Raw genomic sequence first — 15,764 nt, forward strand, 5'->3', positions numbered from 1 at the left:
TTACATTAGAATGTCGCCCATGGACGGCCCATGGCTGGGCTGATCCCTGCCGGCCAGCAGGTGTACCAGGGTTTTCAAATCCTCCGGCGCAATCCTCTCCGCCGCCTGGCACAGCCGGTTGAGTCCGAGTATGGGCAGATGCTCCACGGGAATCCTGTTGAAGACCGCACCGGGCAGGGTGCTGTCCACCACCCGGAAGCGCACCTGGGAGCTGTACTGGATGCCGGCGCGGCCCAGGAGCCGTTCCAGCCTGGCCTGGCTGTCCGGCAGGAGCAGCAGGGTGCTCTGCCCTTCGCCGGCCGACGCCTCCAGGAGCATGCTGTATTCCCTGTCTGCATAGCCCGGGAAGGGGCCTCCCTCCCGGTAGAGCTGTTCCAGCTCCATACCGTTGTCATAGAGTACCCCATAGGGGGTAACACTACCCTCGTTGTCTGAAATCAGGAGCAATGCGGTCTCCACACCGTCTACGTTTTCCAGCTCCTCCGCGCTGGTACAGCCGCCCTCCAACGTCATGTAATGTCGGCGGCCAACAGCGTCCAAATCTGAAAAGTCCGTTATCACTGTGGCTTGCTGGCAGCAGAAAGTTAGATTGATGAAGCCTGTCATATCGGATATACCCAACCGGACTGCTGCGGCCTGGAACTGGGCGGCCTCATAGCCGTCAAAGCTGTCCAGCCGCCGGGCCAGGTAGTCCAGCTCATCCAGGTTGGCCCCCACCTTCTCCAGACGCGTGAGGATGGGGAAGCCGCTCTCCAGCTCGTCCACCCGGCTGTCCCGCTCTGTGGGATGGCCCAGCCTCATAGCGGCCAGGAGTTCCAGGGTGCGCTCATACTCCTGGGCGGGGATAGGGAAGGGGACAGTTACCTGGCCGTACTCCGGGTGTGCCGCGTTGCTCAGGGCACAGCGCAGCACCGGCCGTCTGTTCTGTGTGGTCACATCTGCTGCCCTCCTGCCTCCGGGCCATGGCGGGCGATGTAATCCTCCAGCGGCCTGGGGTTTTCCTCCCCATGCAGGTCATATACCATATCGTCCGCCGCCTTGCGCACCGCCGGGTCATCCGTCAGGGTCTCAAAGCGGAACCCGGTCACATCCTTCATGGGCAGCTCCTCCCGGATTGTCCGGAGGTACTCCTGCGGGTCTGTAAACTCCATGCGCTCGCCGTTGGCGAAGGTCACCCGGCCCACTGGCCTGTCCATTATCTGCCGGCGCAGGTCATAGCAGTAAAGGTAGCACTGGTATTCTCCCGGGCTGGGGGTGCACCGGAGGCAGAAGCGGTAATTCCCCGCCTCCGCCAGATACCCATAGCTCCGGCCGTCCTCCGTGATGGCCCCGCCGTTCCGGCGGCAGAATCTTTCCATAGAGGGCAGGTCCCTCAGCGGCCCGTCCGCCCGCATAGCGTCCACGAACTGCTGCAGGGCCTCCTTGAACTCCGGCGTGTTGAAGTGATCCCCGTTGTGGGGCCACCACGTATGATAAAATCCCCTGCCGCTGGAACCGAAGTCCATCCGAACATGGCCCACTGTGCCCAGCGCCCTGTCCGCCTGGTCGTCTGAATAGAACAGGCCGGCCTCCTCCCGGGCGGCCGGCCGCAGGGGGAAGAGGTTGTGATATGGGTTCACCGTTAAGTCCCTCCTTTTGCTTCTTGTACCGTCCACCTGTCCGGGGCGTCAAACTTCCGCATCTCTGAGCGCAGGCACTTTCCATCCCTCCCCCAGCAGAGGAAGCCGTTGGCGGGGTAGGGGCAGCCCTCGCAGAGGGGGGAGCGGGTACACACCGGCCTGGGCGGAGGCTCCGCCGGGTGCTCCGGGGCGTACAGCTTGTGGGCACAATAGTGGAACAGCACCTGGGCATAAAAAATGGCGGCGCCCTTTTTGGCTCCGCCCTCACATAGACTGTTCAAGATGATGACCTTCCCTCTGTATTTGATTTTGCTCCGTTGCCGGCAGCTGTTCGTTGATCTGCTCCAGGAGGCGTCGGCACTGGTACTCCTGCTGGTAGGAGGCGGGGCCCTCGCCGCGGAGGAAGCCCTGCACCGCCTGGAGCAGTTCCTCCAGCTGCTCCCGGTCAAAGACCCGCTCCCGGGCCACCAGACCGGAACGGAGGGCGAAGTCCTCCTTGGCGCCCTGGTAATCCTCCATGTAGTAGTGGCCGTTGTTGACTCCTCTCCGGTCATAGTCCCGGGCCCATGTGACGAACTGGGCCCCCAGCAGTGTCTCCGTCCCGGCCAGCACCGTGCCGTTGAACTCTGCCAGCACCCGGTAACCATCCGCCAGACCTTCCGCCTTCAGCGGCGGGGCCGCCTCCAGAAGTGTCATGTACTCCAGCACCGTCCCCGCCGCTTCCCTGACCTGTGCCAGGGCGGCCTTTGCCTTGTCAGTGTCCACCCAGGTGGGGTCATACCGGACGGCGCCGCGCTCCGTAACCCGGCACAGGATGCAGCCGTTCCACTCCACCGGCAGCAGGCCGTCCTCCTCCACCGGCCGGGGCAGCAGCTCCCGCCTCCGCAGGGCGTATGACAGTTTCTCAAAATAGGCTTCTTTGGTCATGTTCCTTTCCTCCTTGGGCTTAGCGCCCTATTTCAATTATCGTTTTGTCACCCGCTTGGGACTCCCATCAAGCCATCTTATCCACGGAAAATCGATTCAGCAAATGGGACGAAAAAGTGTGTGCCCTTTTTGGCAGCGGCGATAAAGCCGGCACTCTACCATACTTCTCCAGGCACAAATGAAAAGTACCCGGGCTGAAACCTGGATCCCGGTTGGGCCAGCTCCTCACCACAGCATCGTCTGCTGCGGGCTTCGGTCAAGGCCGTGGGCATTCAGTTCTTCACTGGTTGCAGTGCGGATACCGATGCCATGCCGCGTCTCTGCCGCGACCAACCGCCCATCCCGGAGCATCTGCTGAATCAGGTTTTCGATGAACTGACCGGCAAAATCGTGTTTGCCATCCCTATCGTTGACCCGGCGCACAGAAAACAGTCGGGCGATATTTTCCACGCTGGGCCCGGTCAAATAGAGGTTCTGGCGCCTGGTCTGATAGTGCTTCAGGATTTCCGCCTCGATTTCAGCCTGCCTGGAGCCCAGCAGAGTCAGATATTCCTCGTCTGAGAGCTCCATATACTTCTCATAACAGTCCACGCCCTGGCAGTGGAAGCACTCCGCTGGGGACAGAACCTCCCGTACTGCGGGGATCTCCTCTTCCCGGATTACCCCGCTAAACTCCATGGGGTGCAGGTACAATTCCTGCAGGCCCTTTGTAACGGTATCGCAGGTCCCGCTTCCCGGCCTGCCGGGATGGAGCTCCCAGCCTGCCCCTTGGAACAGCCTGCGGCTTTCCGCCAGAAACGCATCCTCGGCGCCCTCGTCCGGCCAGCCAGTATCATATCGATAGCTGCTGGCAATTCGGATATAAACCTTTCTGTATGCCACCTGAAACCACTCCTCACTCACGCACAAATATACGGCAAACCCGGCGGGAAATCACTGCATGGACATCCCCTCCTGGCCCAGCGTCCTGTCCGCTCTGCCGATGCCCATATACTCGTCATAGCGCCGCAGGTATTCCTGATAGTTCTCCCCGCCGATTTCCTTCAGGAACTCCTCCTTGAACCGCCAGAGGGGATACCGGCAGAAGCCGCTGTGCCGGCTGAATCCTGTGTCTTCTGCAATGCCCTGCCGGAGCAGCTGGTCGGCAAAATAACAGTTGTTGGTGTCGATATATGCCCCGTTTTTCAGGCTGAGAAAATCCCCGAAGGACACCGTGAGCACGGCATATTCTTCTGCCTCATCCGGTGTGCTGCCCACCTTGTCCAGCACAATGGCCAGGCCGGGCAACTCCTTCCCCATAAAATCTCTGACAGAGTAAAGCTCCACCTTGGGCTCCAGGGAAACCCGGTCACCCGCCCAGTCCGTAATCGTGAGGATCATGATACCATCGCCAGCCTTTCATGTGATAATTTCAAATTACATCATCTGCACCATCCGCCCCTGTCCTTGTCCCTGCTCCGACTGGAGCCACAATGCCATCTCCGCCATGGCAGGGCTGAATATGGGGGCAGGGGCTGTCTCGCCCCGCTGGATCGGGAGCAGGGCGCGCGTAACTTCGTCCAGCAGGGCCTTGTCCGGACACTGGTCAATCACAGAGCCGGAGGCGCTCAGAATCAGCTCGTAGGAGGTGTCCGTCAGGGTAACCCTGTCTGCAAGGGCATGGCCTGCCAGAAAGCCGGCAATGTTTTCAGGCGTGCCGTGCAGCAGGCAGCTTGTCCGGCGCCCGGCCTGATCCACAAAGGCATGCACCTGATCCCGGCTCTGGAACAGCTCGTTCAGCTTGATCCGCCTGACCAGTTCCCTGCCGGGCAGGGTGCGGCCTCCGGCACAGATGCGTGGAAACAGGGTGGGCAGATCCCGCTCACCCCAGCCGTCTGCAATGTCCCTCCTCCGCGGCAGCTCAGAGCGGATGTCCTCCAGGATTCCGGCATCCAGAGTCCGGCCGCGCAGATCGCTGTATAAATCCCGGAGTTCTTCCGGACAGTTCCGGAAGAGCTGCACCTCGTAGGCGTGATACGCCGCCAGCGGAAGCCCTTTGAACTGGAATGTATCCCCGCCCCCGGGGAGGCCCGCCAGGCAGTCCGGCTCCCGCAGGATGTTCCGGTACACCTCCTCCCCTCCGGCGATGAGCCAGGCCCGGAACTGGCTGAATCCGTCCCCCAGGCAGGGGATGCCCCGAGCGGTGGCAGCGGCCAGGAGATCCTGCCGGCAGGCGGCCTGCATGTATTCTTCCAGGATCAACTGCCAGTCCAGGATCTCCTCCATGGTGTGTTTTTCCAGGGCGGCAGTCAACCTGCACCGCTGTGTCTCCTGGTCTGAATAAGGCCCTCCTGCGTTGACGCTGTCGATGATACCCCAAAACATGTTTCTGTCCAATTTCAATCCCTCCCCAAAGTGCCTCTTTATCACTGTTTTTGTGGCCCTCGTCCGGATTTCCATCCTGCCGTATGCTCAGCAAAGCGGACGAGAGACCGTGTGCCCTTTTTGGCAGTACCTGTAATGCCGTTGTACCCTGCTATGCTTCTCAGGGTACAAACTGAAAACGCCCTATTTGAATTTACCGGGCAGCAAAAAAGCGTCGGCCTGGTGGTTGACGAAACCAACAAACCGACGCATTGCATTTTGTGTATCTTTTTTTCGAATTTCTGTGCCCTGGCTGTGTTCAAATAGGGCGCTAAACCCTGCCGGAGCTCGGAAACTGGGGAAATCCAGGGGCAGACCCTTCCAATGCCCCGAAATACCGCGAAAATATCCTTTTTTCAGAACTCAGATTTCAGGAAAGTAAAAAAGCCACACCCTCTGATACTCTAAGCGTTCCACTTAAAATATCCAGATTGGTGTGGCTTTCTGGTGACCCGTCGGGGATTCGAACCCCGGACCCACTGCTTAAAAGGCAGTTGCTCTGCCAACTGAGCTAACGAGTCGTATGGCTGGGATGGCTGGGCTCGAACCAGCGAATGCGGGAGTCAAAGTCCCGTGCCTTACCACTTGGCTACACCCCAGTGTCGCTGGTCTGTCATAAGCGAAGGGCCGGAGCGGGACGCTCCGGCCCTTCCGCCTTGAGGTCTTATGGGGTGGGAGACGGGACTCGAACCCGCGACACTCGGAACCACAATCCGATGCTCTACCAACTGAACTACACCCACCATATTGATTGCGGAGGAAGATGGTATACCTGAAGTTTGTCCGAACAGCGGACATGCCGGCGGCATGTCTGCCGGACAAAGTCCCTTCCGAAGAAGGCGAGCCAAAGGCGAAGCCTGATTCGCAGTCAGGAACCGGGGAGAAAAGCAATGGCACGCCTGAAGGGACTCGAACCCCTGACCCACTGCTTAGAAGGCAGTTGCTCTATCCACCTGAGCTACAGGCGCGTATGGAGCGGGTGATGGGAATCGAACCCACGCGACCAGCTTGGAAGGCTGGGATTCTACCATTGAACTACACCCGCATGGGCGCCAACACCTTTGGCATGTCAGCCATAAAATAGTAGCATATCCTTGCGAAATTGTCAACAGTTTTTTGCTCATTATTTGAGGGAACCGGAGGCGGCCCGCGCCCGCCTCCGGTTCCCCTGTGCCGCAGCCCTGCTTACCAGATACCCAGCACGTGCTGCATGCCCAGGCTCACCGCCGCGATGGCCACCCAACAGCAGAAGCCCATGAGGATGGGCTTGCCGCCGCTCTTCACCAGCTTGACCAGGTCGGTGTTCAGGCCGATGGCCCCCATGGCCATGATGATAAGGAACTTGGACAGCTCCTTGAAGGGGGCGAAAAAGCCGGGCTCCACCCCCGCCGCGGTGGCCGCGGTGGTGATTACCGAGGCCAGCACGAAGAACAGGATAAAGGTCGGGAAGACCTTTTTCAGGGAGAAGCCGCTCTCCCCGGCGCCGCCGGCCCTCCGCGCCTTTGCCGTGCGCCACAGGGCCAGAGCTAGGGTGATGGGGATGATGGCCAGGGTGCGGGTGAGCTTGACGATGGTGGCGGTGTCCAGGGTGTTGGCCCCGGGGTGCATCCCGTCCCAGGCGGCGGCCGCCGCCGTGACGGAGGAGGTGTCGTTCACCGCCGTGCCGGCGAAGAGGCCGAAGCCCTCGTTGCTCAGGCCCAGCGCACCCCCCAGGGTGGGGAAGAGCAGGGCGGCGGCCACATTGAACAGGAAGATCACCGAGATGGACTGGGCGATTTCCTCGTCGTCGGCGCCGATCACCGGGGCGGTGGCGGCGATGGCGGAGCCGCCGCAGATGGAGGAGCCCACCCCTACCAGGGTGGAGATGTTGGAGGGTACCTTCATCAGCTTGTGCAGGGCAAAGGCCACCACCAGGGAGGTGGTGATGGTGGACAGGATGATGGGCAGGGACTGGAGCCCCACCTTGGCGATCTCTGACAGGTTCAGGCCGAAGCCCAGCAGGATCACCGCGTACTGCAAAATTTTCTTGGAGGTGAAGGCGATACCCGCCTGGGTGCGCCTCTTCTCCCGGTAAAACAGGGCGACTACCATGCCCGCCAGGATGGCGAACACCGGCCCGCCCACCACCGGCACCGCCCTGCCCAGCAGCCAGCAGGGCAGGGCGATGCACAGGCACAGAAGCAGGCCAAGCCCCCGGTCTTTCCAAACGCTCACAGCAGATTCCTCTCTTTCTACGGTTCTTGCCCCATCATACACCTGAACTTCTATCATGTAAAATGATACATATTTATTTTACCATAATATTATCTTATTTCTAATTTCGCCCGCTCCCGCCCTTGCCCCCAGGGCGCTTTTCCGGTATAATGTAGCAGAGTATTATGCCATTCCATAATAAAGGAGCCCTGCCAGCCATGTTACAGACCGTCATCCCCCAGGGGTACGCCCCCTGCCTGAACCTGTACGACACCCAGAAGGCCATCGGCCTGCTCAAGCGCCTGTTTGAGGACACCCTGGGCGGCGCCCTCCACCTGCGCCGGGTATCCGCCCCCCTGTTTGTGGAGGCCTCCACCGGCCTGAACGACGATCTCAACGGCGTGGAGCGGGCTGTGTCCTTTGACATCCCCGACGCCGGCCGGGACGCCCAGGTGGTTCACTCCCTGGCCAAGTGGAAGCGCATGGCCCTGTACCGCTACCAGTTCTCCGTGGGGGAGGGCCTGTACACCGACATGAACGCCATCCGCCGGGACGAGGAGCTGGACAACCTCCACTCGGTGTACGTGGATCAGTGGGACTGGGAGAAGGTGATCGCCCCCCGGGATCGGACGGTGGAGTATCTCCAGCAGACGGTGAACACCATTGTGGCCGCCATGCGGGAGACCCAGGCCACCCTGCGCTCCGTGTTCCCCCAGCTCACCCCCCTGCCCCTGCTGGCGGAGGAGGTGTCCTTCGTCACCGCCCAGGAGCTGGAGGATCGCTGGCCCGACCTGTCCCCCAAGGAGCGGGAGGATGCCTGGGTAAAGGAGCACCCGGTCACCTTCCTCATGGGCATCGGCGGGGCCCTCAAGTCGGGAAAGCCCCACGACGGCCGGGCTCCCGACTACGACGACTGGAGCCTCAACGGCGACATTCTGGTGTGGAACTCGGTGCTGGGCCGGGCCTTTGAGCTGTCCTCCATGGGCATCCGGGTGGACGCCGCCGCTCTGGACAAGCAGCTCTCCATCGCCGGGTGCGACAACCGGCGGGAGCTGCCCTTCCACAAGCTGCTGCTGGAGGGCAAGCTGCCCCTGACCATCGGCGGCGGCATCGGCCAGTCCCGGCTGTGTATGTTGCTTCTTGGCAAGGCCCACATCGGCGAGGTGCAGGTGTCCGTCTGGGACGAGCAGACTCTCCAGGCCTGCCGGGATGCCGGGGTGATTCTCCTCTGAGCATCTCAACGGATGAGCCGCGGCAAACACACGCATAGGAGAACCCCCGGCCCGTCTGGGCCGGGGGTTCTCTTATGCGTGCCGCTCATGCCGGCGGGCCCAGCAGCACCGGCTGGAGCTGCCTCCCCGCCAGGGCTGCGTCGATGGTATCCTCCACCTGGGAGAAGTCGGCCACCAGGGAGGTAGGCTTCTTCGCCGGATCGTCCTGCCGGAAGGGGACGAAGTAGACGTTTTTCTTGTCCAGCAGGGCGCCGATGTTCCTGGCCGAGGCGGCCAGGCCGTCGTTGGTGGCGGGGCAGAGCACCACCGGCCGTCCGTTGCGCAGGTGGGCCTTGGCCGCCATGGTGACGGCGGTGTCGGTGACGCCGTTTGCCAGCTTTGCCAGGGTATTGCCTGTGCAGGGGCAGATCACCAGCACGTCCAGCAGGCCCTTCGGCCCGATGGGCTCGGCCCTGGCGATGGAGTCGATCACCGGCTTGCCGCAGATACGCTCCATCTCCGCTGTGAAGTCGCAGGCCCTGCCGAAGCGGGTGTCGGTGACGGCGCTGGCCTCCGAGACAATGGGGGTCACGTCCCCATACCGGGCGCGCACCCGCCCCAGGGCCTCCATGGCCTGGCTGAATGTACAGAAGGAGCCGCAGAAGGCGAACCCCACCCTTACCTGTTGTTCCATGCTCACACTCCCAGTTCGCTCAGAATGTTGTAGATGGCGGTGCGAATGGCCCGGCCCGCCGTCACCGGGGCCACCTTGCCCGGCAGGGACAGGGCCCACACCACCTTTTTCCCCAGCCGGGCCGCCGCGTCCAGATCCACGCCGCCGGGCTTGGAGGCCAGGTCGATCACCAGGCAGTCCGGCCGGAGCTCGGCCAGCTCCGCCTCCCCCAGCACCCGGGCGGGCACGGTGTTGACCACCAGATCGTAGCCGCACAGCCAGGGCCGCAGCTGCCCGGTGTGCTCGGTGCCGAAGCCAAAGCTCTCCGCCCAGGCCAGGTCGGCGTATTTCCGGGCGGCCACACTCACCCTGGCCCCCAGCCCCGCCAGCCGGGGAGCCAGGACCCGGCCCAGCCGGCCGTAGCCGATCACCAGCGCCCGGGCTCCGTGGAGGGTGATGGGCAGCTCCTCCATGGCGATCTGAATGGCCCCCTCTGCGGTGGGGAGCGCATTGGTGAATGGACACAGAGAGCCAAGCCCCCGGCGCGATGATGCACACGGTGCCTCTGGCTATATTCAAGGACTCCACTACCCTGCTCACCAGGGGAGAGCTGACCGGCACGGCCTGGTTTCCCCATCCCCATGCAATCAGGCAAGATACGGGCAAAGAATTCATAGAGTTCTAATGTGGGGGCTTCAAGCCTGTAGGCCAAAATGATTCCGGCGCCAGGCCGGCATCCCGCCCCGCAACTCAACGGGCTAAAGCCAGTTTCCCGCCAACGGAAAGGAGCTCTCTGTATGTCCGTATACTCTATCCACGGTTTTCTGCTGTGCGCCATGCTGCGAGCGGGCCATGCACTCCGCAACTGACGCACCCCTGCGGGTGGCCGCCTACTGCCGCGTCTCAACCGACAAGGAGGACCAGCGCAACTCTCTGGCCGCCCAGCAGGCATTCTTCCTGCGCTACATCGAGGAGCACCCGGGCTGGGTTCTCGTCGGGGTGTTCGCCGACGAGGGCCTGTCCGGCACCTCAGTCAAACGCCGCCCCCAGTTCACCGGGATGATCCAGCGGGCCATGGCGGGCGAGATCGATCTGATCCTCACCAAGGAGGTCAGCCGCTTCGCCCGCAACACCGTGGACACCCTTCAGATCACCCGTCAGCTCAAGGCCAACGGAGTCGGGGTGCTCTTTCTGAATGACGGCATTGACACCCGGGACAACGACGGGGAGTTCCGCCTCACCATCATGGCCAGCGTGGCCCAGGAGGAGAGCCGCAAGGTCTCCGAGCGGACCCGCTGGGGCCAGCTCCAGGCCATGCGCCGGGGGGTAGTCTTCGGGAACAACTCCATCTACGGCTACACCCTGCGGGGTGGACAGCTCACCGTGGAGCCGGAGCAGGCCGAGGTGGTACGCCGGGTATACCACAACTTTCTGGTGGAGCGCAAGGGCACCCACACCATCGCCCGGGAGCTGACCCGGTCCGGGATTCCGCCGCCCCTGCGGCCCGCCGGTCCCTGGTCGTCCACCATGGTGCTTCGGATCTTGCGGAATGAAAAGTACTGCGGGGACCTGCTCCAGAAAAAATACCGCACCACTGACCACCTGTCCCACCGTAAAATCCTCAATGATGGATTGGAGGAGCAGTTCTGCATCCGGGACCACCACGAGGCCATCATCAGCCGGGAGGACTTCCAGGCTGTCCAGGATGAGCTGAAGCGCCGTGCAGGAATGCCGGCAGAAAAGGGGCGCTTTTCTGCCCGGTACTGGTACTCCGGAAAAGTCCGCTGCGGCTCCTGCGGCAAGAGCTTCACGCTCAAACGCACCCGCCGGACCAACGGCACGGAGTACGCCCGTTTTGTCTGCCGGGGGCGGCTGGACGGTACCGGAACCTGCCGGATGCGGGCCGTCCACGGGGAGGTCATCCGTACAGTTGCCCGCCATGTACTCCAGCAGCTGGCCCTGGACGGCCCGGCCATCATCGACCAGCTGATCCAGGCGCTGAAAACCCTTCGGGCAGACGGGGGCGGTGACGAAGCATCCGAGGCGCGGCTCCGTCAGGCCCTTCAGCGGCAGTCAAACCGGAAAGAGCGGGCCCAGGAGGCCTACCTGGACGGGGATTTGAACCGGGAGGATATGCGAAAACTGGTAGCCCGTTGCGAGGAGGAGATGGCCCGGATTCAGGCCGAGTTGGACCGTCTGGAGGCAAGGAAAGATGGCGTCCAGCTGGAGGAGCAGCGCTTCCACGAGATCCGCCAGCTGCTGGAGCGGGAACTTGCCGGCGGCGATACCGTCCTGGACGAACTGATCCAGCGCATCACCGTTCTGGAGGACTGCTTCCTGGTGGAGGTTGTGGAGCTGCCCGTCCGCTTTCGGGTTCATGCCGAGGGGATAGGCACCGGAAGGAATTACCATATCGAGGTGACGGAATGCACTCCGGAACCTCTCTGCTGAACTACATAGGGGGCGGGTTCTCCGCCCCCTCTCACAAAGGAGGATTTTGTCATAAATACTCGAAATTTGGAAAATTTTTTGTACAACAGCGTCACAGAACGGCTTTGCAAAGGAATCGCGTCAGGCCACTTTCTCCCCTTGGGGCGGGTCAATGGTGCAAAGAAGCTGCTCCGCCGCGCCCGCAAAATCATCGGCGCCCACCACGATTGGCAGAGAAACGGCAACGGCTTCCTCTTTCAGGGAAACGTACGGCTGCCGTTCTGCGCAGTATGGGGCCCTATCTTCGCTGTCCATGCGGACGGGCATCTGGTTGCACGCCTGCGGATCGCTCTGCTTCAGTACGATGCCGATGACCAGGTGGAAGCCTTTGCTGTGGAGGTGGCTAACGGCTCCGCACAGCTGGCTCGTCGGCTCCGTCTGGGCCAACAAGAGGCATCCGCTCCCACTGCTATGGCGGAGGTTGGTTTGGAATTATTTTCTAATGGCGAGTATCTGTTGGAAATTATACCTGCCGACATGGTGCCCACCAGGTCTCAGGCGGGACACTTTTCAATCCTACATGATGAGCGGAAATTTCTGGACGTGCTGACCGCTCTGGGACACTCCGGACGTGAACTTGTGCTCACCGGTATACTGAACCAGCTCTCCCCATTCCTCCCGCCCGAATACCGCCCCTGTCTGCTCGTCAATCTGGTGGGCTGCGGCCAAGAATTATCCGTTGTCTGGAGTAGGCTAGATATGTTCAAGGCCAATGTGAAAAAGGCCAAAGATCCCGAACGGGCGAATCAACGGTAACAGGGTCGTGGAACTGTTGCCATTGCGGTATAAAAGGAGTAGAATGATACAAAACGGCATCGGATCAAATACGGAACGGATATGAAAGAGAAGGAGTGTGTCTCACATGAAAAAAGGCATCTCATTTTTCCTGTCTGTCGTTTTGCTGCTGACTCTCTTACCGGGGTCTGCCTATGCCGCCGAAAGCGGCATGGGAAATTTTCAACGGAACGGCTCCTATTACACCGGGCTGTTTACCGACGTCCCCGCCGACGCCTGGTATGCCGACGGCGTCGCTGCGGGCTATGAGCTGGGGCTGATGGTCGGCAGCGGCCAGAAGACCTTCTCTCCCAATGGCACGGTCACATTGGCGGAAGCCGTGGCAATGGCTGCCCGGATCCACAGCCGCTACGGGAGTGGACTAGAGTCCTTCGCGCAAGGCTCACCCTGGTATCAGGTCTATGTGGACTATGCCGTGAACAACGGCCTCTTGCCCGCCGGCGAGTTCTCAGACTTCACCGTTCCCGCCACCCGGGGGCAGCTGGCCCATATCCTTGCCGCCGCCCTGCCGGCATCGGAACTGGCCCCGATCAACTCGGTCCCGACCCTGCCCGACGTGGATGACACCACCCCCTACCACGATGACATCTTTCTGCTGTACCGGGCCGGTGTGCTCACAGGAAACGACAGCGCCGGCACCTTCACCCCCAATGCGGCCATCACCCGCTGTGAGGTGGCCACAATCGCTGCCCGTATGGTTCAGCCAGATGCCCGCAGGCATCTGGCCGCCCAGGGCGGCGCCATCCAGCCATTGGGTCTTACCCGGCAGCTCGTCCAGCCCCAGGCGGTAGACGGGGTGGAGCCCTACAGCGATCACTACTTTGGAGATTCCCTCACCATTTCCGCCGACCTGTCCGGCGCCCCGGCGCTGGCCTATTCCCTCACCTTCTCCGACCGCACCAAATTCCCCGCGGCTGATCAGCTCCCGGCTGGCTACGACCCGGAGGCGCTGCTGGAGTGGGGAAAAGCCCCCGGCCTCAACGTGGATATTCTCCACGCCCATGGGTTCACCGGAGAGGGGGCGGTTGTCGCCTATGTGGACCAGCCCATCGGCAGCTATGAACAGACCAGCGGGATCAACCTCCACTATGTCAACAACAGCGGCAACGACGCTGAGATGCACGGCCCTGCTGTGCTCTCCCTGCTGGCCGATCAGGAAATCGGCACTGCTCCTGGCGCGGAGGTATACTACTACGCCCATGCCGCCTGGAAGGCAGATCAGACAACCCACGCGGAATGTCTCTACCAGATCATTGAGCAGAACAAGTCCCTGCCCGAAGGGGAAAAGATCACCATGGTGGGCTTTTCCGACAACATCGACGTGACCGAGGCCAATGCCCAGGCTTTCCGGGACGCGGTAGCCGCCTGTGAAGATGCGGGTATCATGGTCTGGTTCTGTGGGGAATATGGCGCAGCCTCCTTCCTGCCGCTTAGCGACAAAAACAATGTGCAAAATCTACTTCCGGAACTGTGGTGGGGAAACAGCGTTGCACCCGATATGGTATTTGTGCCCTCCGCTGGGCGTACGACGGCAACCACTATGAGCGGTGCGTCCTATATCTACTGGAGCTCCGGCGGTCTGAGCTGGACCATGCCCTATATGCTCGGCCTGTACGCCATCGCCATCGAGATCGACCCGGCTCTGACCCAGGATGAACTGCGCACCCTGGTGGTAGAAACCGCCTATGACAACAACGGCATGAAAGTCGTCAATCCGGTGGGCTTCATCGCAGCAGTGCTGGAGGGGGTAGGCCGCAGCCAAGAGGCTGAAGCGCTGATTCAGGATGCGGAGGCACGTACCCGCTATCTCTACGCGGTGATGGATACGGCCGCCATGACACAGGAGGATCTGAACGCCGTGGGGCGTTATCTGGCATCCATCACGGACGCGACAGTCCTGGTGGCCGACGCCAGCTCCTTCTCCAACGCCGAGCAGCTCTATACCGCCCTCCAGGCGGATGCCGCCCAGCGGGGCGGTACCGTGGCCGGCGTGCAGATCTTTGGCACTCCCTCCATGGTGCCCGCCTTCCGTGTCAACTACAAGGTGCAGATGCAGAGCGGTGTGGATGACAGCGGGGACTTCCTCACGGATCTGTTCTACGGCAACTTTGATAACGACGCAGATACCATCTCCAATGGCTACAGCGTCATGGACCACTTCGAGCAGGGATGGGACGTCACCCTGGTCCCCCAGTGGCCGGTGGCCCGGCTTCCCCTGTCCAAGGGCCAGTTTACCGCCTTCTTCGACAAGTACGACCGCTTTGTTCGGGAGACCGGGCTCACCCAGCTGGAGCTGGTCAATTTCTCCAATCCCATCTTCGCCCAGAGCCGGCACATTGACGATATGGGACGCTTCCTGAACCGGATGCACAGCGAGTTCGGCCTGCTGGATGTGCCCTACCGGCTCTATGGCAACCTGGACGGGCAGTACCCTGTCACCACCAAGGTGCTGGGCAACTTCACTCTGGAGAATTTGGCTGCGGAGACCCGCTCGCGTCCTGTGGAGCTTCTGATCAACAGCCACGGCCAGTGGGACAACATCGACCAGTGCATCTATGTGGACGGTGAGGAACAGCGCATCTCCCTGCTTAATATGGATAACATCAACACGGTTCTGAACGGTGCGCCCTACTATCTGGACTGCTGGACATGCCTCAACGGCTATGAGATGGAGAACAATCTCACCACCACCGCCCTGAACGGCCAGTGCGTGGGCATGTTCTCCGCCACCGCTGTTATCTCCAACAACGGCGTCAACTGCGATGCCAGCCTGTCCGACATGGCCAAGAGCAACTTCTACTATTTCTACTACAGCTATCTGAAGGCCCTCCACGAAGGACAGAGCCGCTCCCAGGCATTCTTTACCGCCCAGCAGGCATACGGGGAGGCCCTCCTGGCCGACAGCGCCAATCCGCTCCGGGGCGAGGGGAATTACCAGTTCAATCTCTGCAACCTCCTGACCTATCACAACTTCGGCGTGCTGGAGCCAAACGCATCCGCCTCCTTTGAGGCCAACGGCTACATCGCCCAGGCGGGGCAGAGTGTCCCCAAGGAGTCGACCGGCTCGCCGGGCCACGGCACCAGCCCCTCCGGCACTGAAATTGTCCTGACGGACGGAAATCCGGTGGGCGAGCCGGCGGCGGTGGAGTATGCGGAAAACAACATGCTCCAGAGCGGCTCCTACACCATCCACGGCGTCACCGCGCAGCGCCTGGATAACGGCTATACCCGGTATACGATAGACTACACGGCTCCGGCCGGTATGAGCACCTGTATATTCAGCCCTCCGAATGGTGATCTGTTCAAGATCTTCGGGCCGATCACTACCGGCGCGCGGGAGACCCTGATCTTTGACCTGGAGGACCAGGCGGTGGAAGAGTCCGGCGAAATTTCCATCAGCTTCAACTTCAATGACGATGACCGGTTCTTTGTCTTTATCTGATGCCAATAACC

14 protein-coding genes and 5 tRNA genes are annotated in these 15,764 nt (G+C 61.5%); 4 read left to right on the top strand and 15 right to left on the bottom strand.

Going from position 1 to position 15,764, the window contains the following annotated elements:
- From B5E42_RS09245 to B5E42_RS09305, 13 genes are all read right to left on the bottom strand, one after another.
- Positions 1 to 936 (bottom strand): hypothetical protein, encoded by a 936-nt coding sequence (locus B5E42_RS09245; RefSeq protein ID WP_087238922.1) that lies wholly within the window; start codon positions 934 to 936, stop codon positions 1 to 3.
- A complete protein-coding gene (locus B5E42_RS09250) occupies positions 933 to 1,619 on the bottom strand; it encodes a hypothetical protein (protein ID WP_087238925.1) in 687 nt (228 codons plus the stop codon). Before B5E42_RS09250 ends, B5E42_RS09245 begins: the two co-directional genes overlap by 4 nt.
- A gap of 2 nt (positions 1,620 to 1,621) precedes the next feature.
- Positions 1,622 to 1,900, bottom strand: coding sequence for a hypothetical protein (locus tag B5E42_RS09255; RefSeq protein WP_087238927.1), 279 nt, complete (start codon positions 1,898 to 1,900; stop codon positions 1,622 to 1,624).
- Complete coding sequence (locus tag B5E42_RS09260) at positions 1,884 to 2,546, bottom strand: hypothetical protein (RefSeq protein ID WP_087238929.1); 663 nt, start codon at positions 2,544 to 2,546, stop codon at positions 1,884 to 1,886. The genes B5E42_RS09255 and B5E42_RS09260 overlap by 17 nt, the downstream gene beginning before the upstream one ends.
- Positions 2,547 to 2,771: 225 nt before the next feature.
- Positions 2,772 to 3,428 (bottom strand): hypothetical protein, encoded by a 657-nt coding sequence (locus B5E42_RS09265; RefSeq protein WP_087238931.1) that lies wholly within the window; start codon positions 3,426 to 3,428, stop codon positions 2,772 to 2,774.
- 51 nt (positions 3,429 to 3,479) lie between these two features.
- Positions 3,480 to 3,926 carry a DUF4313 domain-containing protein gene (locus B5E42_RS09270; RefSeq protein ID WP_087238933.1) on the bottom strand — a complete coding sequence of 149 codons (447 nt, stop codon included), beginning with the start codon at positions 3,924 to 3,926 and terminating at the stop codon, positions 3,480 to 3,482.
- A 36-nt stretch (positions 3,927 to 3,962) separates the two neighbouring features.
- Complete coding sequence (locus tag B5E42_RS09275; RefSeq protein WP_162613955.1) at positions 3,963 to 4,922, bottom strand: DUF4240 domain-containing protein; 960 nt, start codon at positions 4,920 to 4,922, stop codon at positions 3,963 to 3,965.
- A 472-nt stretch (positions 4,923 to 5,394) separates the two neighbouring features.
- Positions 5,395 to 5,470 (bottom strand) — tRNA-Lys (locus B5E42_RS09280).
- Between the two features lie 3 nt (positions 5,471 to 5,473).
- A tRNA-Gln gene (locus B5E42_RS09285) sits at positions 5,474 to 5,548 on the bottom strand.
- A 68-nt stretch (positions 5,549 to 5,616) separates the two neighbouring features.
- Positions 5,617 to 5,692 (bottom strand) — tRNA-His (locus B5E42_RS09290).
- A 148-nt stretch (positions 5,693 to 5,840) separates the two neighbouring features.
- Positions 5,841 to 5,917 (bottom strand) — tRNA-Arg (locus B5E42_RS09295).
- 3 nt (positions 5,918 to 5,920) lie between these two features.
- Positions 5,921 to 5,994, bottom strand: a tRNA-Gly gene (locus tag B5E42_RS09300).
- A 140-nt stretch (positions 5,995 to 6,134) separates the two neighbouring features.
- Positions 6,135 to 7,163 carry a YeiH family protein gene (locus B5E42_RS09305; protein WP_242967076.1) on the bottom strand — a complete coding sequence of 343 codons (1,029 nt, stop codon included), beginning with the start codon at positions 7,161 to 7,163 and terminating at the stop codon, positions 6,135 to 6,137.
- 197 nt (positions 7,164 to 7,360) lie between these two features.
- Between B5E42_RS09305 and asnA the strand changes: the two genes are divergently transcribed.
- Positions 7,361 to 8,374, top strand: coding sequence for an aspartate--ammonia ligase (gene asnA, locus B5E42_RS09310; protein WP_087238937.1), 1,014 nt, complete (start codon positions 7,361 to 7,363; stop codon positions 8,372 to 8,374).
- Between the two features lie 85 nt (positions 8,375 to 8,459).
- Here asnA and B5E42_RS09315 read toward each other — a convergent pair whose 3' ends face one another.
- Together B5E42_RS09315 and B5E42_RS09320 are read right to left on the bottom strand one after the other, a co-directional pair.
- Positions 8,460 to 9,047, bottom strand: a complete 588-nt coding sequence (locus B5E42_RS09315) for a dipicolinate synthase subunit B (protein WP_087238939.1) — start codon at positions 9,045 to 9,047, stop codon at positions 8,460 to 8,462.
- Between the two features lie 2 nt (positions 9,048 to 9,049).
- Positions 9,050 to 9,499, bottom strand: coding sequence for a dipicolinate synthase (locus B5E42_RS09320; protein WP_087238941.1), 450 nt, complete (start codon positions 9,497 to 9,499; stop codon positions 9,050 to 9,052).
- A gap of 379 nt (positions 9,500 to 9,878) precedes the next feature.
- Here B5E42_RS09320 and B5E42_RS09325 point away from each other — a divergent pair, with 379 nt between their 5' ends.
- From B5E42_RS09325 to B5E42_RS09335, 3 genes are all read left to right on the top strand, one after another.
- Positions 9,879 to 11,477, top strand: coding sequence for a recombinase family protein (locus tag B5E42_RS09325; RefSeq protein WP_087238943.1), 1,599 nt, complete (start codon positions 9,879 to 9,881; stop codon positions 11,475 to 11,477).
- A gap of 78 nt (positions 11,478 to 11,555) precedes the next feature.
- Positions 11,556 to 12,272 (top strand): hypothetical protein, encoded by a 717-nt coding sequence (locus B5E42_RS09330; protein ID WP_141242509.1) that lies wholly within the window; start codon positions 11,556 to 11,558, stop codon positions 12,270 to 12,272.
- Positions 12,273 to 12,462: 190 nt separating this feature from the next.
- Positions 12,463 to 15,753: an S-layer homology domain-containing protein gene (locus B5E42_RS09335; protein ID WP_162613956.1), complete on the top strand. Its 3,291-nt coding sequence runs from the start codon at positions 12,463 to 12,465 to the stop codon at positions 15,751 to 15,753.
- The last annotated feature ends 11 nt before the right edge of the window (positions 15,754 to 15,764 follow it).

It is taken from the genome of Flavonifractor sp. An10, assembly GCF_002161215.1.
Lineage (GTDB): Bacteria > Bacillota > Clostridia > Oscillospirales > Oscillospiraceae > Flavonifractor > Flavonifractor avistercoris.

Bases quoted from the DNA above. Each gene is read 5' to 3' on its own strand.
- asnA (WP_087238937.1), top strand. From the start codon at position 7,361: ATGTTACAGACCGTCATCCCCCAGGGGTACGCCCCCTGCCTGAACCTG.
- B5E42_RS09260 (WP_087238929.1), bottom strand. From the start codon at position 2,546: ATGACCAAAGAAGCCTATTTTGAGAAACTGTCATACGCCCTGCGGAGG.
- B5E42_RS09320 (WP_087238941.1), bottom strand. From the start codon at position 9,499: ATGGAGGAGCTGCCCATCACCCTCCACGGAGCCCGGGCGCTGGTGATC.
- B5E42_RS09325 (WP_087238943.1), top strand. From the start codon at position 9,879: ATGCACTCCGCAACTGACGCACCCCTGCGGGTGGCCGCCTACTGCCGC.
- B5E42_RS09335 (WP_162613956.1), top strand. From the start codon at position 12,463: ATGGGAAATTTTCAACGGAACGGCTCCTATTACACCGGGCTGTTTACC.
- B5E42_RS09270 (WP_087238933.1), bottom strand. From the start codon at position 3,926: ATGATCCTCACGATTACGGACTGGGCGGGTGACCGGGTTTCCCTGGAG.
- B5E42_RS09315 (WP_087238939.1), bottom strand. From the start codon at position 9,047: ATGGAACAACAGGTAAGGGTGGGGTTCGCCTTCTGCGGCTCCTTCTGT.